This is a genomic window from Gracilibacillus sp. HCP3S3_G5_2, assembly GCF_052063305.1.
GTDB lineage: Bacteria > Bacillota > Bacilli > Bacillales > Amphibacillaceae > Gracilibacillus.
Genome location: NZ_JBQHXU010000003.1, coordinates 21,912 through 44,484, shown reverse-complemented (window position 1 = coordinate 44,484; position 22,573 = coordinate 21,912). Strand labels below are relative to the sequence as shown.

Below are 22,573 nucleotides of genomic sequence, written 5' to 3'. Positions count from 1 at the left end.
CGCATTAAACAGATTAGAAAGAGCAAACTAAAACAGTAGACTAAAGATAAAATGTGCCGTAGAAAAGAGGAATGGAGTATGGAACAAGAGAAAGGTTTGTATCATAACTATGAAAAAAATGTTCAATATATACATGATTATTTAGGAATAGATAAAAGCTTCGACCTTATTCATTTAGATGTAGAATATGCTGGGAAGAAAATGGCCTTATTTTTAATCGATGGTTTAGTGAAAGATGAGATGATGCATCGTTTAATGCGCTTTTTGGCAGAATTAGAAAAGGGAGAATTGGAAGGTCATACACTTGAAAAATTAATCAAACGGTATATTCCTTATGTAGAAATTGATAAGGAAAAGGATTTACATAAAGCTGCTGAATTAGTGCTTGCTGGTCCAACCGCTTTAGTAGTTGAGGGATTGGATCATATTATTATGATCGATGCAAGAACATACCCCGTAAGAGGTCCTGAAGAACCAGATCTAGAAAGGGTGGTGAGAGGATCCCGGGATGGTTTTGTGGAAACGATTATATTTAACACTGCTTTAACAAGAAGAAAAGTAAGAGATAGATCATTAAGAATGGAATATATGTCGATTGGTCGTAGGTCAAAAACAGATATTTGTGTTTGTTATATTGAGGATATTGCCGATCCTAATAGAGTGGAGATGTTGAAGAACCACCTCGATAGGATCGATATTGACGGACTACCAATGGCAGAAAAAACGATTGAAGAATTTTTAAGTGGGAAAACATGGAATCCCTATCCGACTATCAGGTATACGGAAAGGCCAGATACTGCTTCAGAGCATTTATATGAAGGGCATATTTTAGTGATGATTGATGGTTCACCAAGTGTCATGATCACACCTGCAACCTTTTGGCATCATTTACAACACGCAGAAGAATATCGACAAAAGCCATTCGTTGGTGTGTACTTACGAATGGTGCGTTTTGTTGCAGTATTTGCCTCGTTATTTTTGTTGCCATTTTATTATTTACTATCTACAGAGTTGGGGTTACTACCAGAGGAATTAGCATTTATTGGGCCCGAAGAGGTTGGCTTAATACCATTAATAGGTCAATTTCTATTGGCGGAAATTGGGATAGATGTATTGCGGATGGCTGCAATTCATACTCCTTCTGCTTTAGCAACAGCTTTAGGCTTAGTATCTGCCATTATTATAGGACAGATAGCTGTCGAAGTCGGATTGTTTTCAAATGAAGTGGTTTTATATATTGCAGCAGTTGTAATGGGTACTTTTGCGACCCCAAGTTATGAATTAAGCCTTGCAAATCGAATCACACGAATTATTCTGTTAATAATAACGGCGATTTTCGGATTAAAGGGATTTATAATAGGTGCAACATGCTATATATTATATCTAACACACCTTCAAACATTTTATATAGGTTATTTTTGGCCTTTTATTCCGTTTGATGGAAAAGCCTTTTTGCAAGTATTAATACGCCAACCACGCCCTAATACGGACAAACGGCCATCATTTTTAAATCCACAAGATCCAGATCGACAATAAATAGTTTTCTATTCCTTTTTAGATATGACTTTGTTATAATATTTTAGGTGATATTGAATGGAAACCATATATGATTTAAGAAAATTATTGTTGAAATTTGGAACGATCATCTATATAGGTGATCGTTTAGCTGATATAGAACTAATGGAAGAAGAAATTAACGAACTATATCAAGTGAAGGTGATCACACAAGAGCAGTTTCTTCAAGCAAAAATGATACTTACAAGAGAAAAAGAAAAAATTAAATAAAGGGTGGAGAATATGGAGAAAGATTTACTAATTGGAGTGGATATTGGGGGAACAACTGTAAAAATCGCGATTATTTCTAAGCAGGGGGATCTCATGACAAAATGGGAAATACCAACTAATTTAGATAATAAAGGCGAAAATGTTCCTAATGATATATGGTTGTCTATCAAAAGTAAACTTTCTGAATTGGATATTGAGAAGGAACGATGTGCAGGAATGGGAGTAGGAGCTCCAGGTTTTATTGAGCCAGACACGGGTAAAGTAGCGATAGCGGTAAATATCGGTTGGAAAGATTTTCAGTTGAAAGAAATTCTTGAACAATTGTCTGGTTTAAACGTTTATGTTGATAATGATGCGAATATTGCTGCCCTTGGGGAGAACTGGAAAGGATCAGGTAATCAAGTAGAAAATATGTTAGCAGTAACATTAGGAACGGGTGTTGGAGGAGGTATCATCTCGAATGGGCAGATTGTTAGTGGTGCTAATGGTACTGGGGCAGAAATTGGCCATATAACAGTAGAGAAAGACGGAGCACCATGTAACTGTGGAAGAAATGGCTGTTTAGAAACAGTAACTTCTGCAACAGGTATTGTTCGCCAGGCAGAAGAATTAATAGCAGAAAATAAAGCTAGTAATTTGAAGAAGAGAAAAGAAAAGAATGGAGCAATTACCACAAAAGATATATTTGAGTTAGCTAATGAAGGGGATAACGATAGCCAAGCATTATTAAATCATGTTTTTGATGTACTTGGATATACTTTAGCGACAATTGCCATTGTGGTAAATCCAGAGAAGATTGTCATAGGCGGTGGAGTTTCAAAGGCAGGAAGCGCGCTATTAGAACCTTTAAAACAAGCATTTGAAAAGTACACCTTACCACGTACGAATGAAGCTTGTGAATTTGTTATAGCTGAACTAGGTAATGATGCTGGAGTATACGGTGGTGCATACTTAGTGTTACAAAATAGTTAATAATTATAGTATAATATGAATAATGTAAATTAATTGTAACTTTTTTTAAGATTGATGAAACTTCTATGTGATGTTCATCGTCTATAATAGAGAAAGAGAAAAAGAGAATAATAGGGTTGAATCATTTTGAGGAGGATATTTTCATGTTTAAGAAAAAGCTGCACATGCCTTTATATGTAATCGCAGCATTATTATTTGGATTGAAAACTTATATCGTGTATCGATTTTTATTTAATATATCATTAGACAATACTATGCAAGAGCTGATTTTATTTATCAATCCATTTGTAACTGCATTTTTTATCTTTGTATTAAGTATATTCTTTAATGAAAGAAGACAACTGAAATATATTAAATATGGTATACTGTTAGGTTCATTAATACTATATTTTAATATTGTTTTTTACCGAAACTTTTCCGATTTTATTACAATTCCTTTGCTATTCCAAGGAAGCAATGCAGCGGACCTTGGTAGTAGTATACTTGGTTTACTAAAATTTTGGGATGTTGCGTTATTCTTAGATGTTGTTATCGTTTGGATTCTTGCGAAAAAATACGGTTCTGAATTAACAGCATCCTTTACCAAGAGATATAAACGAATCGCTTTTGCTTTATCCATTTTGTTCTTAATTGGTAACTACGCATTGGCTGAGGCCGAGCGCCCTCAACTGTTGCAAAGAACTTTTGACCGTGAATATTTAGTGAAAAATATTGGTATCTTTTATTACCATGTTTATGACGCTGTATTACATTCCAAATCAAAAGCACAAAGAGTGTTTGCTGATGGTAATGAATTAACGGAGATTTCCGATTATATTAAAGAAGAAGCAACGACAGAGGGGAATGAAGAATTACATGGTATCGCGGAAGGAAAGAATGTAATCTTTATTTCACTTGAATCACTGCAAAGCTTTGTTATTAACAATACACTTCATGGGGAGGAAGTCACTCCATTCTTGAATAGTTTGATTGATGAAAGTTATTATTTTGAAAACTTCTATCATCAAACAGAACAAGGTAAAACATCGGATTCCGAATTTATTGTAGAAAACTCTTTATATCCTTCACCAAGGGGTGCTGTGTACTTTACGCATGCACAGAATGACTATCATTCTTTACCAGAAATAATTGGAGAGAATGGGTATAATTCTGCAGTATTCCATCCGAATAATAAAAGTTTTTGGAATCGTGATGTGATGTATGACAATTTAGGTTATGATCATTATTACGATGAAAATGCTTATGAAATAACAGATGAAAACTCTGTTGGCTGGGGATTAAAAGATAAGGATTTCTTTAAGCAATCGATTAAATATATGCAAGAGATGGAAGAACCATACTATGCTAAATTTATTACTTTAACGAATCATTATCCTTTCGATCTAGATGAAGAGGATGCTACAATTGATCCATATGATTCTAATTCAAATACACTTAATAAGTATTTCCAAACAGTTAGATATATGGATGAAGCAGTGGAAGAATATTTTGATTATCTGAAGGAAACAGGGATATATGAAGATTCCATTATCATTTTAATGGGTGATCATTATGGTATTAGTGACTTCCACAAACGAGCAATGACTCAATATTTAGATGAAGAGGAATATACGGATTATCTCCATGTTCAGTTACAACGTGTTCCGTTCTATGTTCATATTCCTGGGCAAGAAGGGGAAGTAATTTCAAAAGTTTCTGGTCAAATTGATGTGAAACCTACTATTTTAAATTTACTAGGAATTGACAGTAATTCTGACCTATCATTCGGAACAGATTTATTTGATGAAGAACGAAAAGATTTTATTGCACTTCGTGATGGAAGCTTTATAACGGAGGATTACCTTTATACGAAAGATCAGTGTTATGATCGAGAAACTGGTGAGTTAATTGACACTGTCAATCCTTCTGCTGAAGAAGATGAGCAGTCTGCATGTCAACCGTATATTGAACAGGTCGATAAAGAATTGAATTATTCCGATCAAATTATATTCGGAGATTTGTTCCGATTCTATGATTTTGAAAATACAAAAGAGTAAGATTAAAAAAGGGATGGACAATGAATGTCCATCCCTTTTTACCTACAAAAAAAACGCCTTATGTAAGGCGTTTTAGCTTTGGAACATTGGGCGAATCAGTTCCCAATATATTGTAGCAATTGAGAAGAATCCAAATACAAGAGCTGAAATAGCAGCGAAAGCAGCTCCAAAGATATTTTGAGATTTTAATTCACGAACGACTGCAATAACACATAAAATCGTTACCAAAAGAATAATAAATGCTAATTCCATTTTCATCCTCCTTACATACGGTCCATCCATTTTCAATAACAGTAATTACGTTTATAATATGTATACAAAGCTAATCCATACTTATTTTAAAACAAAATATAGGATTTGTCTATTAAAACATAAAGAAAAGGAGACAGGACGAACATGCGAGTAGAACAAATGCCGTTAGGTTCTTTATCAACTAATTGTTATATAGTATCAGATGGAGAACAAGCAATTATCATTGATCCATCTGGAGAAGGAGACAAGATCATTAAAAAAGCTAGCGAAATGAAGGCTAAGCCTTCCGCCATTTTATTAACACATGCTCATTTTGATCATATTGGTGCTTTAGATTTTGTGAGAGACTATTTTCAAGTCCCTGTGTATATTCATGAACAGGAAAGTAATTGGTTAGAAGATGCAAACCTAAATGGCTCAGCTTTATTTGGTATCGGTCAAGTTAAAGCAAGAAAAGCAGATTATCTTCTTCCTACTAATAGTATACAATTTGGTAATATATCCATTGAAATTCGCCACACTCCTGGTCATTCCCCAGGTGGAGTCGCTTTTGTATTCCATGATGCTCAATTTGTAATCGGTGGTGACAGCTTATTTGCTGGTGCAATTGGTCGGACAGATTTACCTGGTGGAAGCTTTGAGCAGTTGGTACAGAGTATCAAAGAACAATTTTATACATTACCAGATGAGTATATAGTATATCCTGGTCATGGTCCTGAAACAAACATAAAAAAGGAGAAAGAAAGCAATCCATTTGTCAACATATAAAATCCCTAATTGCTTGGTTTAAGCTAGCGTCGGTTTTAAAGGTTTATTTACATTAATGACAAAACGCTCTGACCATAATAGATCAGAGCGTTTTCCATTTTAATGTCCAAATCCAGGAACAAGAATGAAGTTGGTATAGAAAGTGAATCCTATAAAGAAAACGGTACAATAAGCTGCAAATAAGTACATATACATTCTTTCAGACAATTTTAAATATCCGACACCAAGGAAAAAGATCGTTTGTGCAAGAAATAGAAATGCCATCGTTTCCATATGTCCAACATAAAACATTACTGTAAATATACCTGTCCAAAAAGCAAGCATACGGAAAACTCGATCCATTGTTCCCCCTCCTTTTTAAATCACTATGTATCAAACATATTATAAACGAGTATGGAGAAAATGTAAATTATTCTAAGACGTTTTAAAAAATAAAATCCCATTTATTTATAATATGATGGAAATGCGAATAGTTTATACATCTAATCTGGAATTTCAACGTGAACTTCCCTGTAACCACCAGTATCTGTATTCATTATAATCTGATATATTGTCCTTTCTTGGATCGTTTCGGAGATGGTTATACTCACAGTACCATCAGGGAATGTATACGAAAATGGAGGTCCTTCCTTCCCTTCAATAATTAATGCATATGCTTTTTGATAGAGGGATTCTAATTTGTATTGTTCATCATTTAATTGGTGAATGCTTTTCTCAATATGAATCTGCTGGATTTGATGTAAGGTCAGCAATAATAATAATAAAACGACAAAAGTTGTTAAAGGGAAAATATATCCTTTCTCATTCATGATTTTTTTTGAGTAACCATTTTTCAATTTGTTCACCACTATCCGTTGTAAGTAGTATAGCAATATCATTATTTCTATTCGCCAATTTGAATTCTTTTATATTTCGTAATATTTCTTCATGTCCCCTGCCGTTAACCTGTCTGCGAATTTTATTATTGTGAAAAGAGATAGTGACAAGATCACCGTTTGTTTGAAAAAAATATAATTGATTATTCTTCACGTCAATCGAAACAGCCGTTTGAGCTTCTAATTCAATAACATGATGGAAATGATAAACCATTGGAAGGTTTTCCTGTTCATCTTTTGTCCACATAAGTAGGACTTGTGTAAACCATGATAATAAAATAAACAGGAAAAGTACCATTAATAATGCTTCCAGCAGTATATAACCTTTGTCATTGTGGTATTGCATATTGACATTTGGTGGTTTGTTTTTGTTTAACATTATTCCAACTGACACATCCTTCTATTAAGGAATCTGAACGTGTAATGGTTACTATTAATGGTGTACTGATGATATCTTCATATATTTCAGTACTTTGATCTTCTTCTCCTAACCAAGCTTTGTGTATTTGCTTAGAAAGAAAATAAGTTGCTTTTTCGTCCTCTCTGATCATTTTTTTTTCGATTAACAGTTGGTATTGAATTGGTAAAAGTGTAAGGCAAGCAGTAAAAAAAATCATAACGGAAAGCAGGGTTTCCAACATGTAGAAACCCGCTTGATGATTAGATTGCATCGTAACATCTTCCTTTGCCAAATGGGCATGTTATATAAAATGTTTGAAACCTTGTTTTTATTTGCATAGTGCCTGGTTTTTTCATATTCCCTTTATGTGAAAATTCGATTGGGAGTACAAGTGTATTAGGTTGAATCTGCCAATGCTCAGGATAATGACGAGTCAAAACGCTCGTACCGTAACCACCTTGACGAATATGGTAACGATTTTGTTGCCTTTCAAATTGAAGGTAGAAATTGTCATTTTGAGACATAGCAAGCTGTTGTAAATAGAGAATATCATGATGAAACTGCTTGGAAAATTGTTTGTACTGCAGTGTATCGTATGTTCTTACTGCATAACTACCACTTATAACAAGAATAATGGAGCTTACGGATAATACTATTAAGAATTCTATTAAGGTGAAGCCTCTTTGATGATAAAACACCTTAATAGAGGTCCCGCTTGATTAGGCCAGTTTTAGAGCTATTATAATCAATAACTGTTTTTCCGTTGTTACATGATAATGTTTCTAAATATTCTCCTTCTAATTCACTTAGATTTTCGGGTTTTCTTCCATTATCAAGTTCAAATGCAATTAACTGATTTTCAGTCATTTGTAATAATGCATCACAACCCTGAACATTAATATTTTCACTTTTACTTGCTAAATTGGGAATAAATAAAATTAATAAGATACTGATCACAGCTAGAACAATTAACATTTCTATCAACGTAAAACCTTTATTGTTTTTCATCATACTTTTTTTCTCCTTTACATGGAATTCATATAATCAAACATTGGCAGCATTAGGGCTAAATATACAAAAACAATAAATAAGGCTAAAATACTTAACAAAAATGGCTGGATAAAACTGATCCACTTTTTGAGATAATTTTCAATCGATAACAGTAAATGTTCTGCATAAATGGTTAGTTCATGTTGGAGTTGGTTTTGGTTCCGATCTTTTGACATTATTTGGGTTAACTCGTCTTGTAATAATTGGCATTGGGGTAATATCGTGGAATAGTTATAACCATGCGCTAGATGATCGCTAATTAAAGTGGCATAATAATGGATTAATCCAGTTTTTTGTTCGGATTTAACTACGTCCAAGCTGTCTTTTATAGTCAGTCCACTCTTTAACAAACTGGAAAGGTGAGTAACTAATAAATAGGTGGTCTGCATTTGTTTATATTTTCTATATACAGGAATTCCTTTAATAAGTCGAATTTTAGATTCAGTAGGTAATTGCTTTTTAACAGTAATACTGCTTACAGTAAGAAAAAGCAGTAGTAATAATGAGGTGATGATACTATAGTAGATCACATTGATTGAAATTTCTGCAGTTTGGAAGACACTCATCATTTCCGTATTGGAGCCGAGTAGTTGTGAAAAGGATGGAAAAATTGTAGTTTTCATAAAGTATAGTATTACTAAAAAGAAAATGAAGAGAAAAAGCGGATAACGTGAAAGTTTGTTCAGTTTCGTTAAAAATTCCTTTCGCTGTTGTAACAGTTGACAACAATGTTGTAACCCTTCAGCAAGATTACCGTTTTGAATAGCAATGTTTAAAAAACTAATAACCTCGGGGTTGAAATTTACTCTATCTAATGTGTCCACAAAAGTTTCTCCACGTTGCAATGCTTGTTTAATGGCTGTCACAATGGATGTATACTGTTTTTCCCACATTAAAACATCCAAAGCATCATTAAGGCTGTAACCATATTGGAAAAGCTGTTCAAAACGGTATAGTATTTGATGCTGGTCATGTATGGAAAGGGTTTGTCTCCACTTATAGAGTTTTAATAAATCCATATGCATATGCTTTTCTCCTTAAATGATCGAAACGGAATGGTTCAACGAATGGTTTGTTACGGACTATATGATGAATTTGCTTTGCTTCCAAGATTTCTAATATAGCCGCCCTTTGATGAGTCGACTTACTTAATTCTAGAGATAATAATTGAATGGAAGCCACTGCGAGAAGGTTATGTTCGATATCAATCGGTTTAATTCCCATTTCGAGTAGTCGATGAATAGTTCCTTGGGCATTATTGGCATGTAATGTTGATAAAACTAAGTGTCCAGTATTCGAGGCGCGAAAGGCAAATTTTGCAATTGTAGGATCTCTTATTTCCCCAACCATAATGATATCTGGATCATGCCTTAATGCTGCTTTTAACCCGACATCATATGTCATACCTGCTTTTTCATTAATTTGTACTTGGAGCACATTATCTAATGGTTTCTCTATTGGATCCTCCAACGTTATCGTCTGATACTGATTGGAAACCATTAAAGCTTTTATGAGAGCGTATAGAGTAGTAGTCTTTCCAGAACCGGTGGCACCAGTTAACAAGACAAGACCAGATGGAAAATGCAACCATTTTTGTAGAATACGGAGTTGATGAGGAAACAAAAATAATTGTTGTAAGGAATGTATGCTTTGTTGGGGTAAAATACGAATAGCTAGGCTTTCTAGGCTGTTAACAGGTATGGTAGAAAGTCGTAAGGAATAGGGCTGATCACGATAATGGTAATGAATTGCTCCTTGTTGTGGCGTTTTATTTTCGCCAATATCCATTTTTCCAGTGAATTTGTAATAAGCTAACATCATCATATAATGTTTCTGTGACAGGGAAGCGTGGAAAGTGCGTTTACCATTACAGCGGAAAAAAATATCAATTTCACTGAGTTGAGGAATAAAGTGGATATCGGTGGCATGACGCTCAATTGCAGCTTGGAGAATACGATTGGAAATGGCTGAGGCTTTGTTCAAATAATGATTCACCTCCTATTTTTATCATGGTACAATAATTATATTCGACATCAATTACTTAAATCCTGCAATACATAGTAAAATTTTTAAAGAAATTTGGAGGACGGTTATGAATAGTATTTATTTAGTTGGTTTTATGGGAAGTGGAAAGACAAGTATTGCACGTTATCTTGAATCAGTATTAAAATGGCCTGTGCAAGATACTGATCAAATGGTTGAGGAATATTATCAAATGACTATACCAACGATATTTAATCAACATGGAGAAAAGACATTTAGAGAGTACGAAACAAATATGTTACATAAGACAAATAAAGAAAATACAATTGTTGCGACAGGTGGAGGGATAATTGAAAAAGAAGTGAATAGGAAGTGGTTACAGAAAAATGGTACCGTTTTTTTTCTGCAGACGTCCTGGAAAGAGATAGAACATAGGTTAATGAATGATCAGATACGACCGATTTGGAACAATCAAGCTCGAGATAAAAAAAAGTTACTGGAAGAACGATTACCAAAGTATCTTGAAGTGTCAGATTATGTTATATATACAGATGGGAAAAGTGTGGAAGAAATTGGCGATGAAATAATTGTAACGGTGCATGCATAAAAGAAAGATTGTTGGTCAAAATGATAGTAAAACGATAAAGGTGTGAGTCTGTTGTCTAACAATGATTATGTCAAATACATGACGCAAAGAATTGTGAAATATATGGATACACCGAAAGATCAACGGAAAAAGCAAAAAGAAGAAAGGAAGCAGCAGGATATTGCTTACTCTAATAAATGGTTTGGTGTACTGCCGTTTGCCTTTCGACTATTAATACAGAAAAGAAAAGATTAAAACATCAGCTACCTTGGCTGATGTTTTAATCTTTTTTTGTATGTTACTTTTCATATACCAATTGACTCGATTCCTCCGTTAAATAGAAGAGTCCTGCATTAATTATTTCTATTTCAATGTGGGGCTGCAAACGTTCAGTTAGTCTTTCTTTTTCTTTCTCGAAAATGTCATGATTTTCATCTTGTTGGTTAAAGAAATATTCTAAAAGTTGGATTTCTTCATTCAAAGCATTAGTGGATTCTTTTGCCCAATCCAAATCTTCCTCTAATAATTGGTTTTCTAAATAGTGAAAAACCCTTCTAAATCCACTCAATGGCATAATGATGGGAGAAATGGTAAAGCTGTAGTCGCTCATTCTCCGTACCATTGATAAACTTTCGATGGATTTCATCATATTGGATTTCATCATACCGTTTATTAACTGTAGTCCAATTGAATGGATCGACTCTTTCTTTTGTTTACCGCAATAATGAACCATAATATTCGTTACTAACCAAGGATGTAATGCTGTCTTGGCATTACCACCGGTTTCTTCATATAGGACGGTATAACGAGCATTTTGTTTAATGTGATGAAAAATTTGTTGTAATCGAGGACTTCCAAAATGGATCCATTCTTTGTTATTATCTTTTTTTTCTGTACTTGTATCTAAATATAAGGACATTGGTTCTCCTTCACGACCAATTTTGTCCATATAATGCCAATAAAAAGGGCGGTTCATTAATACTTGATCTAATTCACGGGTAAGTTTTACTGTCATTTCTGTTTGATTTTCTGTGATTACTTCACAGTTATAAATGGTAAAGTATTCATGTAAGAAATCGTATAAATTAGTAATCATAGTAAATGCTCCCTGGCTTCATTATCCTTTTGATACGATTGAATAACAGAGGTTAAGTTATTCAACTTTATTCTTGATTCTCCAATAGACTGTGATTCTTCAAAAATTTGTTCTACTTCCTTTTCTAAATTAGAAACATTTAAATCGCTTAGAATTTGCTCTAAGTGACCGATAACATGTTCAAACAATTGAATTTTCTTATATAACAAATTCATAACATGCTCTTCGACTGTATTTTTTAATGCAAAATTATAAATTTTTACATCATTTTCTTGACCAAAGCGGTGAATTCGTCCAATTCTTTGTTCGAGGCGCATCGGATTCCATGGCAAATCATAGTTAACTAAATGGTGGCAGAACTGAAGGTTGATTCCTTCTCCTGCGGCTTCCGTTGCGATCATTACCTGTGCATGATTTTGGAATAACTGTCGCATCCAGTCTTTTTTTCCCTTCTTAAATCCACCACGATAGATGACTGTTGGAATTTTTTCCTGTTGTAAGAGCCATTGTAAATATATTTGGGTAGCGCGATATTCTGTGAAGACGATAAATTTTTCATCAGAAGATTTAATTAACTCTATCAATTTTAATGCTTTTGCATGATGTGGCAGTTGCTCAATAGAAGACAATAACTCCTTTACTTTTGGAATATCGACTTTTTCTTGTTGTTGTAACCATTTCTTTATGGAAAGATAGCAAGCTTCGCGGGAACTGCAGAATTCTCTTACATAAGTAATGGATGATATTGCCGTATGATGTTTAAAGAACTTTTCCACTTGATGATACGTATCTAATTCTTGTTCTGTAAATGGTACCCAAATGGTTTCTATTTCCCGTTTTGTCCACGCAATTCCGGTATCTGTTCTACGGTTACGTACCATTACTTTACTTATTAATTGCTTTAAGTAAGGGTCTTCGTCGACATTTCGCTTTTGTTCCCGATATTGTTGAATAAAATCTTCATATGTTCCAAGATAACCTGGTTTTAATAGACTAATTAAATTAAAGATGTCTGTTAATTTATTTTGAACAGGTGTAGCTGTTAATAATAAACAATATTTTTTCGATAATTGTTGAACAAATTGGAAGTTTTTTGTTTTATGATTTTTTAATTTATGTGCCTCGTCAACAATGACAAAATCATAATCTTGTTCAAGGATGGTTTGCCGATGTCTGACTGATTTCGCTGTATCAAGTGTGCTAATAAGAATATTAGTATTTTGCCAATCAACTCGTTTACCTGAAGTGACTGCTGGAATCAAAAATTTCTTATTTAATTCCAATGCCCATTGATTGACAAGTGAAGCAGGAACTAGAATTAATACTTTTTGTACTAAACCTCTCAGCATATATTCTTTTAAAATCAAACCTGCTTCAATCGTTTTTCCTAATCCCACCTCATCTGCCAACAATGCACGGCCATTCATATCTTGAATTACTTTTTCTGCACATTCTAATTGATGTGGTAAAAAGTCTAGGTGTGGTAAAAATTTTGGTGCGACAAGATCTTTGAAACTAGGTATTTTCATTGTTTCAGCAATTTGGTAAGATTTTTTAAATAATGGCCAATCCGCTAATTGCGCAGGGTTTTTGATTGCTTTTTCATACTCTTGTATTAATGTTTCATCTTTCGAAATTGGTATCCTCATGACACGCCACCCTAACATTGATTGATACATTTTGTACTGTTATTGTGGTCAAAATAACAAGAGTTATACATTTCAAACGCAAAGAATCACTAAGAATAATGAAGTTTTTAAATCTAATACATATTAAAGCCAATAGGAGCTGTGAAATAATATCTATTTGCCTTTTGGCAATAAGACGTTTACAGCAAAATATAATGGCTAAGGAAAAAATAAAAAAAGCCGAGTTTTGCAACTCGACTTTTTTAGTAATCTAATTTTTTCGTTTTCTTAATTTTACCCGTCCACTTCTTGAAACCGCCTTGTAATTGATAGAGGTCTTTATATCCTTGTTTATCAAGGATTAATGCTGCACGCATGGAACGTGAACCGTTTTGACAATATAAGTAAACAGGTTGATCTTTTCTCAGTTCTGTTAAGCGTTGCTTTAGCTGTGTTAAAGGAATATTTCGGGCACCAAGAATGTGTCCACCATCGTATTCCTTAGGCTCTCTCACATCAATTAGTTGTGCTTTACGATAACCTTCTCGAAATTCTTTTTCCGTAAGTGGCTTTAATATCTTTTTTTGTTTAAAATAGCGATATACGGTAAATAAAATAAAGGCAATTAATATACCTATTAGAATGTATAATTCTGTCATTTTGAATCCCCCAATGTTTTCTATTAAATCCTCTAAAAAGGATTATACCATTTAATAGCGTGAAATAAAGAAAAAAATGTTGAATACTGATTTTTAAGGGAGAAGTCTTGTCTCACCTGCCATTCTATTGTATGCTTTTATTTACATATATTATATAGTAATGGAGGATATATATGCCTACACCGACAATGGAAGATTACATAGAGCAAATTTATATACTGATGGAGACGAAGGGTTATGCAAGGGTTTCAGCAATTGCTGAGGCACTAAAAGTACAACCGTCATCTGTCACAAAGATGGTGCAAAAGTTAGATCGAGATGACTATTTGAATTATGAAAAGTATCAAGGGCTTATTTTAACACCAAAAGGCAAAAAAGTCGGCGAAAGATTAGTTTATCGCCATGAATTACTGGAGAAATTTCTGCGGATTATCGGTGTTGATGAGGAGAATATATACACCGATGTCGAAGGAATAGAGCATCATCTGAGCTGGAATTCTATCGATCGCATAGGGGATGTTGTACAATTTTTAGAAGATCCTAAGCGCGCCAAAGAACTGAAGGATTTACAGGATAAAAAGGACTAGCTAAACATGTTCTATCTGCTGGTGCAAGTGTATATATATAAGTTGATACCAGTCAGATAGGGTGATACCATGAAAATCGATGGTGTTTTTTCAGGTGGTGGTGTGAAAGCTTTTGCATTTTTAGGTGCAATTCAAGCCTTCGAAGAAAAGGATATTCAATTTGAGCGAGTAGCTGGTACGTCTGCCGGAGCCCTGCTTGCAACGTTTATTGCAGCTGGTTATTCAGCAAAGGAAATGAAGGAGATTTTTTTAGAGTTACCATTGGATAAATTCCTCGATCAATCGAGATGGAGTAGTATGATTCCGTTTTTAAAATGGTTAACGCTATATCATACTATGGGATTGTACAGAGGGAATTATTTTGAAAATTGGTTGTATGAAAAGCTTTTTGAGAAAGGAATTGTTTCGTTCTCAGATTTACCAACAGAAAAACTAAAAATTGTTGCAGCAGATGTAACATTAAATCGTGTTGTCGTTTTTCCAGACGATTTAAAGAAAAACTACCACATTGATGCAGGATATTTTCCGATTGCCAAAGCAGTTCGGAGCAGTATCTCTATCCCATATTTTTTTCGCCCATCTAAAATTATTAATCCCCTTTCCAGACAAAAAAGTATTGTTGTGGATGGTATGATTCTTAGTAATTTTCCACTATGGTTATTCGATAATGGTAATAATACACGTGAGCGCCCGTTATTGGGAATGCAATTGACCGATCCTAAACAATATTATTATAATCAAAAAATTAAAAATTCCATTGATATGTTAAAGGCTGTAATAGGTACAATGAGAAAAGCGTATGATACGAGGTATATTGCAGAAAATGTAGCGAAAGACATTTTATTTTTTCCAATTGATGATGTCAGCCCTACTGATTTCAATATACCGTTAGAGAAAAAACAAGAATTAATAGAACTAGGTTATCAACGTACAACCAAATTTTTATCGAAGTGGCCGTGAAAAAGAACAGAGCGTCTCTATAAAGACGCTCTGTTCTTTTTTTTATGTTTATTACCTTCAATAACTCGAAGATGCGTGGGATTCTTTTTAGTGGTTTTTAATGGTCGTGTTGATCTCTTAGTAGCTACAGTATGTCTGATTGGACCAGGTTCCATACCGCTTTTATTTTGCTGATATTTATATTTTTGTTTTGATTGTTTCACAGCTTTACGATATTTTCTCAGTTCATTTGGTGTCCGCTTTCTAAGAAAAAAGAAGTATACTAAACCAAAAATTGCTGCCCCCATCAACAAGGATATAAATAGGAATTTAAGTAACCCGAGAGTGTCAGTAATTAAGAAAGAGATAAAACCGAACACAGCTAGACCGATTAATGAATAAACAACGATAGAACCTATGTTTCGATTCATATGACCTTCCTCCTTTATATTAAAGTATACACGATTTAAAGTTCTTTCTATAGTTATACCCGTTATTTGTTGGATTTTATACAAAATTTTTTATTTAACTTTTTCGTGAGAAAAATTAAAGCGCTTTATTTTTATTGTATAAAAATTGAAGGAAAATAACTAGATTAAAAACGACATTTAGCATGAAAAAATCGATTTTGGATAGTCTATTTTTGAGGTGATAATATTGAGACATGTGAACCATAAAGAAAAACAACAGAAAAAACCTTCCTTATTGCCTAAAACTATCAGTATTGGGTTTTTTGGTGGAATTATCTGGGGGACAATAGCTGCGTTTGCGGGTTATTTTCATTTTACCCAGGTAACACCTAAAAGTTTTATATTGCGTTCTTGGTTGCAAACACCGTGGTCTGATCGCTGGTTAGGGGAAGTTATCTCTATCCTAATTTTAAGTTTACTATCGATTGGATTAGCATTATTATATTATCTCATATTAAAAAAGTTTCCGGGAATATTGCCAGGCATTTTGACCGGAATTGTTTTGTGGTTTATTGTCTTCTGGTTATCAGAACCACTCTTTACAAACATTCCTCCTTTTTGGGAATTAGATAGTGACTCAGTGGTAACGACTATTTGTTTATTTATCTTATATGGAGTATTTGTCGGCTACTCTATTTCTTTTGCATATGAGCAACATAATGATGAAAAGAAATAACTAATTATGTTACTATGGTGAAGAGAGAATGTTTTGGGGATGGAGTGAAACGTATGGGGAAGCTATTATTATTAAATGGACCGAATTTAAATCGACTAGGCAAGAGAGAACCAGATATATATGGCAGTGAAACATTACAGGATATTGAAACTAATGTACTAAAAGTACTGGAACCATACCAATATCAATTAGATGCGAAGCAGTCAAACTACGAGGGAGAATTAATTGACTGGATCCATGAGGCTGAAGCAGAATACGAAGGTATTATATTTAATCCGGGCGCATACACACATACAAGCATTGCTTTAAGAGATGCTATCAGTTCTGTTACAGTTCCGGTCATTGAGGTACACATATCGAATGTCCATCAGCGCCAAGCATTTCGTCATACTTCGGTATTAGCTCCTGTTTGTATCGGACAAATCGTTGGGTTAGGCACAAAAGGGTACCAATTAGCTGCATTGTATTTATTAGAGAGTAATTTATAGAAAGGGAGTTTGGGATGAAACGTCTTGAAAAACTAAGAAACTTATTACAAAAAGAAAAAATCGAAGGATTACTAATAACGAGCCCAATTAATAGACGCTATCTTACTGGGTTTACAGGTACTGCAGGTGTTGCGCTCGTTACTAATAATGATGCATTCTTTATTACTGATTTTCGCTATACCGAGCAAGCAAGTGAACAGGTAAAAGGTTTTGACATTAAAGAACATCAAGGACCGATTGAGAATACGGTAGCAGAATTAGTAGAAGCTCTTCATATTAAATCGGTTGGATTTGAAAAACACGACCTTACTTACGGCCTTTATGAAAAATACAATAACTCCATTCAAGCGAATTTGATCCCTTCGGATGCATTAATTGAGAAGTTACGCTTGATTAAAGATCAAGATGAGATTAATATAATAAAGGATGCTTGTAAGATTGCCGATGATGCTTTTAACCATATTTTAGACTACATAAAACCGGGAGTAAAAGAGATCGATATTTCTAATGAATTAGAATTCTTTATGAGAAAACAAGGTGCGACTTCTTCAAGCTTTGATATCATCGTAGCGTCCGGTTACCGTTCTGCATTACCACATGGTGTTGCATCATCAAAAGAAATTCAATCAGGCGAATTGGTAACAATGGATTTTGGTGCATCGTACAATGGATATGCTTCTGACATTACGAGGACAGTAGCAGTCGGAGAAATCTCAGAAGAGCTGGAAACAATCTACAATACAGTTCTAGAGGCACAATTAAAAGGTGTAGAAGGAATAAAAGCGGGTATCACTGGAAAACAAGCTGATGCTTTAACAAGAGACTATATTGATCAGCAGGGTTATGGTAAATACTTCGGTCACTCAACAGGTCATGGATTAGGTTTAGATGTACATGAAATGCCAAGACTATCTTTACACTCAGATGAAATGTTGGAGCCGGGTATGGTCGTTACAGTGGAGCCAGGTATCTATATTCCTAATGTAGGCGGATGCCGTATTGAAGATGACATTTTAGTTACTAAAGATGGAAATGAGCGATTAACGCATTCACCAAAGGACTTAATTCGCTTACCAGTATCGTAAACACTTTTGGAGGAGGAATTAGATGATTTCGGTAAACGATTTTAAAACAGGATTAACAATTGAAGTAGATGGCGGCATTTGGCAAGTATTGGAATTCCAACATGTGAAGCCTGGTAAAGGCGCTGCATTTGTTCGTTCTAAATTACGTAACCTTCGCAATGGGAATATCCAAGAAAAAACATTCCGAGGTGGAGAAAAAGTAAATAGAGCGCATATTGAAAATCGAAAAATGCAGTATTTATATGCTTCTGGTGATACTCATACCTTTATGGATACTAACTCCTATGAACAAACTGAATTGCAAACAAATCAGATTGAACGAGAATTGCAGTTTATAAAGGAAAATATGGAAGTAAACATTCTGACGTATGAAGGAGAAACAATCGGGGTAGATTTACCAAATAACGTAGAACTTACTGTAACGGAAACAGAGCCAGGTATAAAAGGTGATACAGCAAGTGGAGGAACTAAACCAGCAACACTTGAAACTGGTCTTACAGTTCAAGTACCTTTCTTTGTTAATGAAGGTGATGTATTAGTAATCTCTACAACAGACGGCAAATACGTATCACGTGCTTAATATATGCTAGAACAAAAACTACTAAGTGACGAACACTTAGTAGTTTTTGTTTTTTTAGGAGAATGTTTTCGTACTACTATCCAATAATATATTCAAGTACAAAATACATTGCAATGTATCAACTCTCTAAAAAGAATGAAAGGAATCATTTTTAAAGCGAAATTTCATCACGGGTGGGTGCTAAATGCCAGTATCCTCCTGATCAACGTTTCGCTTTATTAGTTCACAGTAGTAATCTACATTCCATACGAGCAAACGGAGCCGGAAGGATTGTATCCGGTTTTTTGCTGCTTCATTGTATGCTGTTAGCTGATCTTGGAACATTGTTCAAGTTTTTCTATGCTCTTATCTATCTTTGGTTATATCTACTAGTGACTCGCATAGAATGTTTATAGAAATAGCTTATGGAAAAGAGGCAATGTTTATGGATAGTGTTTTGAAAATACTTCCGAACCACATCTCTGAACAGATCGACTTTTTTCTTGCGAAGGAAGATATAGATATACAGGAGATCAGGCTAAGGGTAAATCAACCAGTTGAGTTGAATGATGGAAAGTGTGTAACGTGGCTCAAACAGACAAACTTCACCAAATCAGATGCCAACATGTTTCTCAACAAGATAAGTGACTTTTCTTTGTATCGACTTGAAGAAGAATTAAGGCATGGATTTATTACCATTCAAGGTGGTCACAGAATTGGTATATCTGGTTCTGTTATTTTGGAAAACAAACAAGTTAAAGCAATACATCATGTGAGTTCTTTTAATATTAGAATTGCAAAACCTCAATTCGGTATTATTCAGCCTTATATTTCCTATTTAATGACAGATACCATCAAAAATACGTTAATCATAGGCCCTCCACAATCAGGAAAAACAACTTTTTTAAGAGATATTGCCAATTTCTGCGCAAGTGCTAGTTCGAAACTTGAATTAAAAACGGCCATCGTTGATGAACGATCTGAAATTTGTGCCTCCATTAACGGGATTCCTCAACACTTATTAGCACCAAGAATTGACGTATTAGATCGATGTCCAAAAGCCGAAGGGATGATGATGTTTGTTCGTTCGATGTCACCTGATGTAATTATCGTCGATGAGATCGGAAGCGAACGGGATGCTGAAGCTATAGATGAAGTTCTCCATGCAGGTGTTCAACTTGTTTGTACAGTTCATGGCAGGTCATTATCTGATATAAGTAACCGTCCAACCATTCAAAAAATACTGCAAAAAAACATTTTTCAACGATTTGTAGTCCTTTCTAGTCAGTATCGGGTGGGAGAAGTAGCTGAAATACTGGATGGTAATGGACAATCTCTCTATAAGAGAAGTGTGGTGCTATGATAAAGCTTCTGGCGTGTTTATGTATCATTGCATCTTTAACGTGGATTGGCCATGAATATGCCAACAATTTAGCTAATCGCCCGAGATTTATACGCTTATTCAAAAATGCGTTGCAAATATTGGAGGCAGAAATTGTCTATAGCCAGGCAACCATTAAAGAATCATTACAATCTGTAGCTAACCAAATACCAAATCCGATCTCCACTCTCTTTCAAACGATTGCAAATGATATACAGGAAGACAAAGAACAGCTTTATCCGATTTGGGAAAAACACATAGATTCCTTTTATAGTAGAAATCCCATTCAATTAGAAGATAAAGAAATCCTTCAACAATTCGGAAGAACATTGGGACAGCATGATATTGTCCAACAACAAAAATATATTCGTTTAACGATTACTCATCTTGAAAGAAAACTAACAGAAGCAGAGGAAAAGAATTATCGCTATGGAAAAATGTCAAGAAGTGTTGGATTTCTAGTTGGTACTTTTATTGTTTTACTCTTGCTATAGAGAGGAGATATCACGTGATTGGAGATACAAGCGTTTTATTTCAAATTGCAGGCATCGGAATTATCGTTGCGATGATTCACACGATATTAAAGCAAATGGGGAAAGAAGAATATGCTCAATTTGTAAGTTTAGTTGGTTTTATTATTGTCTTGTTATTTGTCCTAAACAGCATTTCAGACTTGTTTCAGCAGATTAGAGCTGTATTTTTTCTAAAAGGATAATGATTTATGGAAATCTTTGAAGTAATCAGTGTAGGAATTATAGCATCAGTCCTATTTTTATTATTAAAGGACAAGCAGCCTAGTATTGCGTTTCTTATTGTGGTATTAACGGTTCTCTATTTTTTTATTTTTGTTATTCAGTACGTAAAGGAAATTTTAAATCTAATTACTTATTTAGGTGAACAGGCAAATATAAATGAAGTATACATTAAGACAATCCTTCAAATCATTGGCATATCATATATTACGGAAATAGGAGCAAACATTGTGAAAGATGCTGGTTTAGAGTCGGTTGCAGTCAAAATTGAAATGATAGGGAAAGTGTTTATCCTCATTTTAGCAATTCCAATATTTAAATCATTAATTGAAACAATCATAAATATTTTTCCGATCACATAGTAAGGAAGGATATACATGCGTTTTACTAGAAAACTTGTTTTCATTATTGCACTTTTCTTTTTTATTATTCCAATACAGCTCGCAGCAGATGTATCCAATCAAACAGATGCTTACCAACAGATGATTGAAGGGAGCGAACTTCAAGACTATTGGGATTATTTAGGGAATGAATATAACGATGCACTACCAGAACTTAATAAAGAAAATGTATGGTCTATTGTAAAAGGTGAGCAAAGTCTCTCTCTAAATGAATGGTTTAAAGGAATTCTCCGTTTCTTATTTTATGAGATTGTGGAGAATGGTAAGTTGTTGGGTACCTTAATGCTATTAACATTATTTTGCTTAGTATTACAAACGATTCAAAATGCTTTTGAAAAACAAGTCGTGAGTAAAGTAGCATATGCGATCGTTTATACGATGTTAATCATTATTGCACTTTCAAGTTTTCAGTTGGCAACAAGTTACGTAATAGATACGGTACAATTGGCTCAAAACTTTTTAATTGGATTAATACCTTTGCTATTAGGAATATTGGCCTCTCTCGGACACCTAGTAACGATTTCGTTTTTTCATCCGATTATTATTTTTCTTATACATTCAAGTGTTTTAGTAATTTCCAAAATTGTCATACCGCTTATCTTAATCTCGGCAATTCTTCAAATAGTGAGCACAATTAGTACAGAATATAAAGCAACAAAATTAGCTAACTTAATAAAAAACATCGCTATTAGCATAATGGGAATTCTGCTTACCGTTTTTTTAGGGGTTATATCTGTACAAGGAGCTGCAAGTGCGATTCAGGATGGTATTGCCATGAAAACAGCAAAATTTGTAACGGGTAACTTTATCCCGGTAATTGGTAGGATTTTTACAGATGCAACAGATACGGTATTAAGTGCCACTATTTTAATTAAGAATGGTATAGGGATGATAGGTGTCGTGATTTTAATTGGGATTGTATTATTTCCGGCAATTAAGATTTTTACCATCTCATTAATGTATAAAGTGACAACTGCCATTTTACAACCTGTTGGTGATGGTCCAGTAATAGAGTGTTTGGATATAATTGGGAAACATATCCTTTATTTGTTTGCTGCACTATTATTGGTTACATTTATGTTTTTCTTTACTATTGTCATTCTAATTATTTCGAGTAATCTAACGATGATGGTGAGATAGGAGGG

At 34.2% G+C, this 22,573-nt stretch carries 31 protein-coding genes; 18 read left to right on the top strand and 13 right to left on the bottom strand.

Features of this window, described 5'->3' with window-relative positions:
• The first annotated feature begins 78 nt into the window (after positions 1-78).
• The 4 genes from ACTNEP_RS05195 (at position 79) to ACTNEP_RS05180 (ending at position 4,793) form a co-directional block, all read left to right on the top strand.
• Complete coding sequence (locus ACTNEP_RS05195; protein WP_441160660.1) at positions 79-1,536, top strand: spore germination protein; 1,458 nt, start codon at positions 79-81, stop codon at positions 1,534-1,536.
• Positions 1,537-1,593: 57 nt separating this feature from the next.
• Positions 1,594-1,785, top strand: a complete 192-nt coding sequence (locus ACTNEP_RS05190; RefSeq protein ID WP_441160658.1) for a YqgQ family protein — start codon at positions 1,594-1,596, stop codon at positions 1,783-1,785.
• Positions 1,786-1,797: 12 nt separating this feature from the next.
• On the top strand, positions 1,798-2,757 hold the full coding sequence (locus ACTNEP_RS05185; RefSeq protein WP_441160657.1) for an ROK family glucokinase: 960 nt from the start codon (positions 1,798-1,800) through the stop codon (positions 2,755-2,757).
• A 143-nt stretch (positions 2,758-2,900) separates the two neighbouring features.
• Positions 2,901-4,793 (top strand): LTA synthase family protein, encoded by a 1,893-nt coding sequence (locus ACTNEP_RS05180; protein ID WP_441160656.1) that lies wholly within the window; start codon positions 2,901-2,903, stop codon positions 4,791-4,793.
• A gap of 72 nt (positions 4,794-4,865) precedes the next feature.
• On the opposite strand, the gene ACTNEP_RS05175 is transcribed toward ACTNEP_RS05180, so the two are convergent.
• Positions 4,866-5,045, bottom strand: coding sequence for a DUF2759 domain-containing protein (locus ACTNEP_RS05175; RefSeq protein WP_441160655.1), 180 nt, complete (start codon positions 5,043-5,045; stop codon positions 4,866-4,868).
• A gap of 144 nt (positions 5,046-5,189) precedes the next feature.
• Between ACTNEP_RS05175 and ACTNEP_RS05170 the strand changes: the two genes are divergently transcribed.
• Complete coding sequence (locus tag ACTNEP_RS05170; RefSeq protein WP_441160654.1) at positions 5,190-5,813, top strand: MBL fold metallo-hydrolase; 624 nt, start codon at positions 5,190-5,192, stop codon at positions 5,811-5,813.
• Between the two features lie 99 nt (positions 5,814-5,912).
• Here ACTNEP_RS05170 and ACTNEP_RS05165 read toward each other — a convergent pair whose 3' ends face one another.
• From ACTNEP_RS05165 to comGA, 8 genes are all read right to left on the bottom strand, one after another.
• Positions 5,913-6,155: a DUF2626 domain-containing protein gene (locus ACTNEP_RS05165; protein ID WP_441160653.1), complete on the bottom strand. Its 243-nt coding sequence runs from the start codon at positions 6,153-6,155 to the stop codon at positions 5,913-5,915.
• A 140-nt stretch (positions 6,156-6,295) separates the two neighbouring features.
• Positions 6,296-6,649 carry a hypothetical protein gene (locus tag ACTNEP_RS05160; protein ID WP_441160652.1) on the bottom strand — a complete coding sequence of 118 codons (354 nt, stop codon included), beginning with the start codon at positions 6,647-6,649 and terminating at the stop codon, positions 6,296-6,298.
• Positions 6,615-7,067 carry a competence type IV pilus minor pilin ComGF gene (locus ACTNEP_RS05155; protein WP_441160651.1) on the bottom strand — a complete coding sequence of 151 codons (453 nt, stop codon included), beginning with the start codon at positions 7,065-7,067 and terminating at the stop codon, positions 6,615-6,617. The genes ACTNEP_RS05160 and ACTNEP_RS05155 overlap by 35 nt, the downstream gene beginning before the upstream one ends.
• A complete protein-coding gene (locus tag ACTNEP_RS05150) occupies positions 7,018-7,359 on the bottom strand; it encodes a hypothetical protein (protein ID WP_441160650.1) in 342 nt (113 codons plus the stop codon). The genes ACTNEP_RS05155 and ACTNEP_RS05150 overlap by 50 nt, the downstream gene beginning before the upstream one ends.
• Positions 7,349-7,786 carry a competence type IV pilus minor pilin ComGD gene (gene comGD, locus ACTNEP_RS05145; RefSeq protein WP_441160648.1) on the bottom strand — a complete coding sequence of 146 codons (438 nt, stop codon included), beginning with the start codon at positions 7,784-7,786 and terminating at the stop codon, positions 7,349-7,351. The genes ACTNEP_RS05150 and comGD overlap by 11 nt, the downstream gene beginning before the upstream one ends.
• 1 nt (position 7,787) lies before the next feature.
• On the bottom strand, positions 7,788-8,099 hold the full coding sequence (gene comGC, locus ACTNEP_RS05140; RefSeq protein WP_441160647.1) for a competence type IV pilus major pilin ComGC: 312 nt from the start codon (positions 8,097-8,099) through the stop codon (positions 7,788-7,790).
• Between the two features lie 14 nt (positions 8,100-8,113).
• Positions 8,114-9,163, bottom strand: a complete 1,050-nt coding sequence (gene comGB, locus ACTNEP_RS05135; RefSeq protein WP_441160646.1) for a competence type IV pilus assembly protein ComGB — start codon at positions 9,161-9,163, stop codon at positions 8,114-8,116.
• Positions 9,135-10,121 carry a competence type IV pilus ATPase ComGA gene (gene comGA / locus ACTNEP_RS05130; protein ID WP_441160645.1) on the bottom strand — a complete coding sequence of 329 codons (987 nt, stop codon included), beginning with the start codon at positions 10,119-10,121 and terminating at the stop codon, positions 9,135-9,137. The genes comGB and comGA overlap by 29 nt, the downstream gene beginning before the upstream one ends.
• Positions 10,122-10,230: 109 nt before the next feature.
• Between comGA and ACTNEP_RS05125 the strand changes: the two genes are divergently transcribed.
• A complete protein-coding gene (locus ACTNEP_RS05125) occupies positions 10,231-10,728 on the top strand; it encodes a shikimate kinase (RefSeq protein WP_441160643.1) in 498 nt (165 codons plus the stop codon).
• Between the two features lie 51 nt (positions 10,729-10,779).
• Positions 10,780-10,962, top strand: coding sequence for a YqzE family protein (locus ACTNEP_RS05120; protein WP_441160641.1), 183 nt, complete (start codon positions 10,780-10,782; stop codon positions 10,960-10,962).
• Between the two features lie 43 nt (positions 10,963-11,005).
• On the opposite strand, the gene ACTNEP_RS05115 is transcribed toward ACTNEP_RS05120, so the two are convergent.
• The 3 genes from ACTNEP_RS05115 to ACTNEP_RS05105 all read right to left on the bottom strand — a co-directional run bounded on the left by ACTNEP_RS05115 (position 11,006) and on the right by ACTNEP_RS05105 (position 14,090).
• Complete coding sequence (locus tag ACTNEP_RS05115) at positions 11,006-11,803, bottom strand: YqhG family protein (protein WP_441160640.1); 798 nt, start codon at positions 11,801-11,803, stop codon at positions 11,006-11,008.
• The gene (locus ACTNEP_RS05110; protein ID WP_441160639.1) at positions 11,800-13,452 is read right to left on the bottom strand and encodes a DEAD/DEAH box helicase; all 1,653 of its coding nucleotides are present in this window, start codon (positions 13,450-13,452) and stop codon (positions 11,800-11,802) included. The genes ACTNEP_RS05115 and ACTNEP_RS05110 overlap by 4 nt, the downstream gene beginning before the upstream one ends.
• Positions 13,453-13,694: 242 nt before the next feature.
• Positions 13,695-14,090, bottom strand: a complete 396-nt coding sequence (locus tag ACTNEP_RS05105) for a rhodanese-like domain-containing protein (protein WP_441160638.1) — start codon at positions 14,088-14,090, stop codon at positions 13,695-13,697.
• Between the two features lie 173 nt (positions 14,091-14,263).
• On the opposite strand from ACTNEP_RS05105, the gene mntR reads away from it, so the two are divergent.
• Complete coding sequence (gene mntR / locus ACTNEP_RS05100; RefSeq protein WP_441160637.1) at positions 14,264-14,677, top strand: transcriptional regulator MntR; 414 nt, start codon at positions 14,264-14,266, stop codon at positions 14,675-14,677.
• A gap of 69 nt (positions 14,678-14,746) precedes the next feature.
• Positions 14,747-15,637 carry a patatin-like phospholipase family protein gene (locus ACTNEP_RS05095; RefSeq protein ID WP_441160636.1) on the top strand — a complete coding sequence of 297 codons (891 nt, stop codon included), beginning with the start codon at positions 14,747-14,749 and terminating at the stop codon, positions 15,635-15,637.
• Positions 15,638-15,654: 17 nt separating this feature from the next.
• Here the strand turns inward: ACTNEP_RS05095 and ACTNEP_RS05090 are convergent, their stop codons facing one another.
• Positions 15,655-16,047 (bottom strand): SA1362 family protein, encoded by a 393-nt coding sequence (locus ACTNEP_RS05090; protein WP_441160635.1) that lies wholly within the window; start codon positions 16,045-16,047, stop codon positions 15,655-15,657.
• Positions 16,048-16,282: 235 nt separating this feature from the next.
• Between ACTNEP_RS05090 and ACTNEP_RS05085 the strand changes: the two genes are divergently transcribed.
• The 9 genes from ACTNEP_RS05085 (at position 16,283) to spoIIIAE (ending at position 22,568) form a co-directional block, all read left to right on the top strand.
• Positions 16,283-16,762: a YqhR family membrane protein gene (locus tag ACTNEP_RS05085; RefSeq protein ID WP_441161101.1), complete on the top strand. Its 480-nt coding sequence runs from the start codon at positions 16,283-16,285 to the stop codon at positions 16,760-16,762.
• A gap of 53 nt (positions 16,763-16,815) precedes the next feature.
• Complete coding sequence (gene aroQ / locus ACTNEP_RS05080) at positions 16,816-17,250, top strand: type II 3-dehydroquinate dehydratase (RefSeq protein WP_441160634.1); 435 nt, start codon at positions 16,816-16,818, stop codon at positions 17,248-17,250.
• Positions 17,251-17,264: 14 nt separating this feature from the next.
• Entirely contained in the window at positions 17,265-18,335 is a 1,071-nt protein-coding gene (locus tag ACTNEP_RS05075) for a M24 family metallopeptidase (RefSeq protein ID WP_441160633.1), read from the top strand.
• Between the two features lie 22 nt (positions 18,336-18,357).
• The gene (efp, locus tag ACTNEP_RS05070; RefSeq protein ID WP_441160632.1) at positions 18,358-18,915 is read left to right on the top strand and encodes an elongation factor P; all 558 of its coding nucleotides are present in this window, start codon (positions 18,358-18,360) and stop codon (positions 18,913-18,915) included.
• A gap of 424 nt (positions 18,916-19,339) precedes the next feature.
• A complete protein-coding gene (gene spoIIIAA / locus ACTNEP_RS05065) occupies positions 19,340-20,257 on the top strand; it encodes a stage III sporulation protein AA (protein ID WP_441160631.1) in 918 nt (305 codons plus the stop codon).
• Entirely contained in the window at positions 20,254-20,769 is a 516-nt protein-coding gene (spoIIIAB, locus tag ACTNEP_RS05060) for a stage III sporulation protein SpoIIIAB (protein WP_441160630.1), read from the top strand. The genes spoIIIAA and spoIIIAB overlap by 4 nt, the downstream gene beginning before the upstream one ends.
• Before the next feature lie 14 nt (positions 20,770-20,783).
• A complete protein-coding gene (spoIIIAC, locus tag ACTNEP_RS05055; RefSeq protein ID WP_018934528.1) occupies positions 20,784-20,990 on the top strand; it encodes a stage III sporulation protein AC in 207 nt (68 codons plus the stop codon).
• Positions 20,991-20,996: 6 nt separating this feature from the next.
• Entirely contained in the window at positions 20,997-21,389 is a 393-nt protein-coding gene (spoIIIAD, locus tag ACTNEP_RS05050; protein ID WP_441160629.1) for a stage III sporulation protein AD, read from the top strand.
• A 15-nt stretch (positions 21,390-21,404) separates the two neighbouring features.
• Positions 21,405-22,568 (top strand): stage III sporulation protein AE, encoded by a 1,164-nt coding sequence (gene spoIIIAE / locus ACTNEP_RS05045; RefSeq protein WP_441160628.1) that lies wholly within the window; start codon positions 21,405-21,407, stop codon positions 22,566-22,568.
• Positions 22,569-22,573: the final 5 nt, after the last annotated feature.

Excerpts from the sequence above, each read along its gene's own strand:
- ACTNEP_RS05195 (WP_441160660.1), top strand. The coding sequence starts at position 79 with ATGGAACAAGAGAAAGGTTTGTATCATAACTATGAAAAAAATGTTCAA.
- ACTNEP_RS05190 (WP_441160658.1), top strand. The coding sequence starts at position 1,594 with ATGGAAACCATATATGATTTAAGAAAATTATTGTTGAAATTTGGAACG.
- ACTNEP_RS05185 (WP_441160657.1), top strand. The coding sequence starts at position 1,798 with ATGGAGAAAGATTTACTAATTGGAGTGGATATTGGGGGAACAACTGTA.
- ACTNEP_RS05180 (WP_441160656.1), top strand. The coding sequence starts at position 2,901 with ATGTTTAAGAAAAAGCTGCACATGCCTTTATATGTAATCGCAGCATTA.
- ACTNEP_RS05175 (WP_441160655.1), bottom strand. The coding sequence starts at position 5,045 with ATGGAATTAGCATTTATTATTCTTTTGGTAACGATTTTATGTGTTATT.
- ACTNEP_RS05170 (WP_441160654.1), top strand. The coding sequence starts at position 5,190 with ATGCGAGTAGAACAAATGCCGTTAGGTTCTTTATCAACTAATTGTTAT.
- ACTNEP_RS05165 (WP_441160653.1), bottom strand. The coding sequence starts at position 6,155 with ATGGATCGAGTTTTCCGTATGCTTGCTTTTTGGACAGGTATATTTACA.
- ACTNEP_RS05155 (WP_441160651.1), bottom strand. The coding sequence starts at position 7,067 with ATGTTAAACAAAAACAAACCACCAAATGTCAATATGCAATACCACAAT.
- ACTNEP_RS05150 (WP_441160650.1), bottom strand. The coding sequence starts at position 7,359 with ATGCAATCTAATCATCAAGCGGGTTTCTACATGTTGGAAACCCTGCTT.
- comGC (WP_441160647.1), bottom strand. The coding sequence starts at position 8,099 with ATGATGAAAAACAATAAAGGTTTTACGTTGATAGAAATGTTAATTGTT.
- comGB (WP_441160646.1), bottom strand. The coding sequence starts at position 9,163 with ATGCATATGGATTTATTAAAACTCTATAAGTGGAGACAAACCCTTTCC.
- ACTNEP_RS05125 (WP_441160643.1), top strand. The coding sequence starts at position 10,231 with ATGAATAGTATTTATTTAGTTGGTTTTATGGGAAGTGGAAAGACAAGT.
- ACTNEP_RS05115 (WP_441160640.1), bottom strand. The coding sequence starts at position 11,803 with ATGATTACTAATTTATACGATTTCTTACATGAATACTTTACCATTTAT.
- ACTNEP_RS05110 (WP_441160639.1), bottom strand. The coding sequence starts at position 13,452 with ATGAGGATACCAATTTCGAAAGATGAAACATTAATACAAGAGTATGAA.
- ACTNEP_RS05105 (WP_441160638.1), bottom strand. The coding sequence starts at position 14,090 with ATGACAGAATTATACATTCTAATAGGTATATTAATTGCCTTTATTTTA.
- mntR (WP_441160637.1), top strand. The coding sequence starts at position 14,264 with ATGCCTACACCGACAATGGAAGATTACATAGAGCAAATTTATATACTG.
- ACTNEP_RS05095 (WP_441160636.1), top strand. The coding sequence starts at position 14,747 with ATGAAAATCGATGGTGTTTTTTCAGGTGGTGGTGTGAAAGCTTTTGCA.
- ACTNEP_RS05090 (WP_441160635.1), bottom strand. The coding sequence starts at position 16,047 with ATGAATCGAAACATAGGTTCTATCGTTGTTTATTCATTAATCGGTCTA.
- aroQ (WP_441160634.1), top strand. The coding sequence starts at position 16,816 with ATGGGGAAGCTATTATTATTAAATGGACCGAATTTAAATCGACTAGGC.
- ACTNEP_RS05075 (WP_441160633.1), top strand. The coding sequence starts at position 17,265 with ATGAAACGTCTTGAAAAACTAAGAAACTTATTACAAAAAGAAAAAATC.
- efp (WP_441160632.1), top strand. The coding sequence starts at position 18,358 with ATGATTTCGGTAAACGATTTTAAAACAGGATTAACAATTGAAGTAGAT.
- spoIIIAA (WP_441160631.1), top strand. The coding sequence starts at position 19,340 with ATGGATAGTGTTTTGAAAATACTTCCGAACCACATCTCTGAACAGATC.
- spoIIIAB (WP_441160630.1), top strand. The coding sequence starts at position 20,254 with ATGATAAAGCTTCTGGCGTGTTTATGTATCATTGCATCTTTAACGTGG.
- spoIIIAD (WP_441160629.1), top strand. The coding sequence starts at position 20,997 with ATGGAAATCTTTGAAGTAATCAGTGTAGGAATTATAGCATCAGTCCTA.
- spoIIIAE (WP_441160628.1), top strand. The coding sequence starts at position 21,405 with ATGCGTTTTACTAGAAAACTTGTTTTCATTATTGCACTTTTCTTTTTT.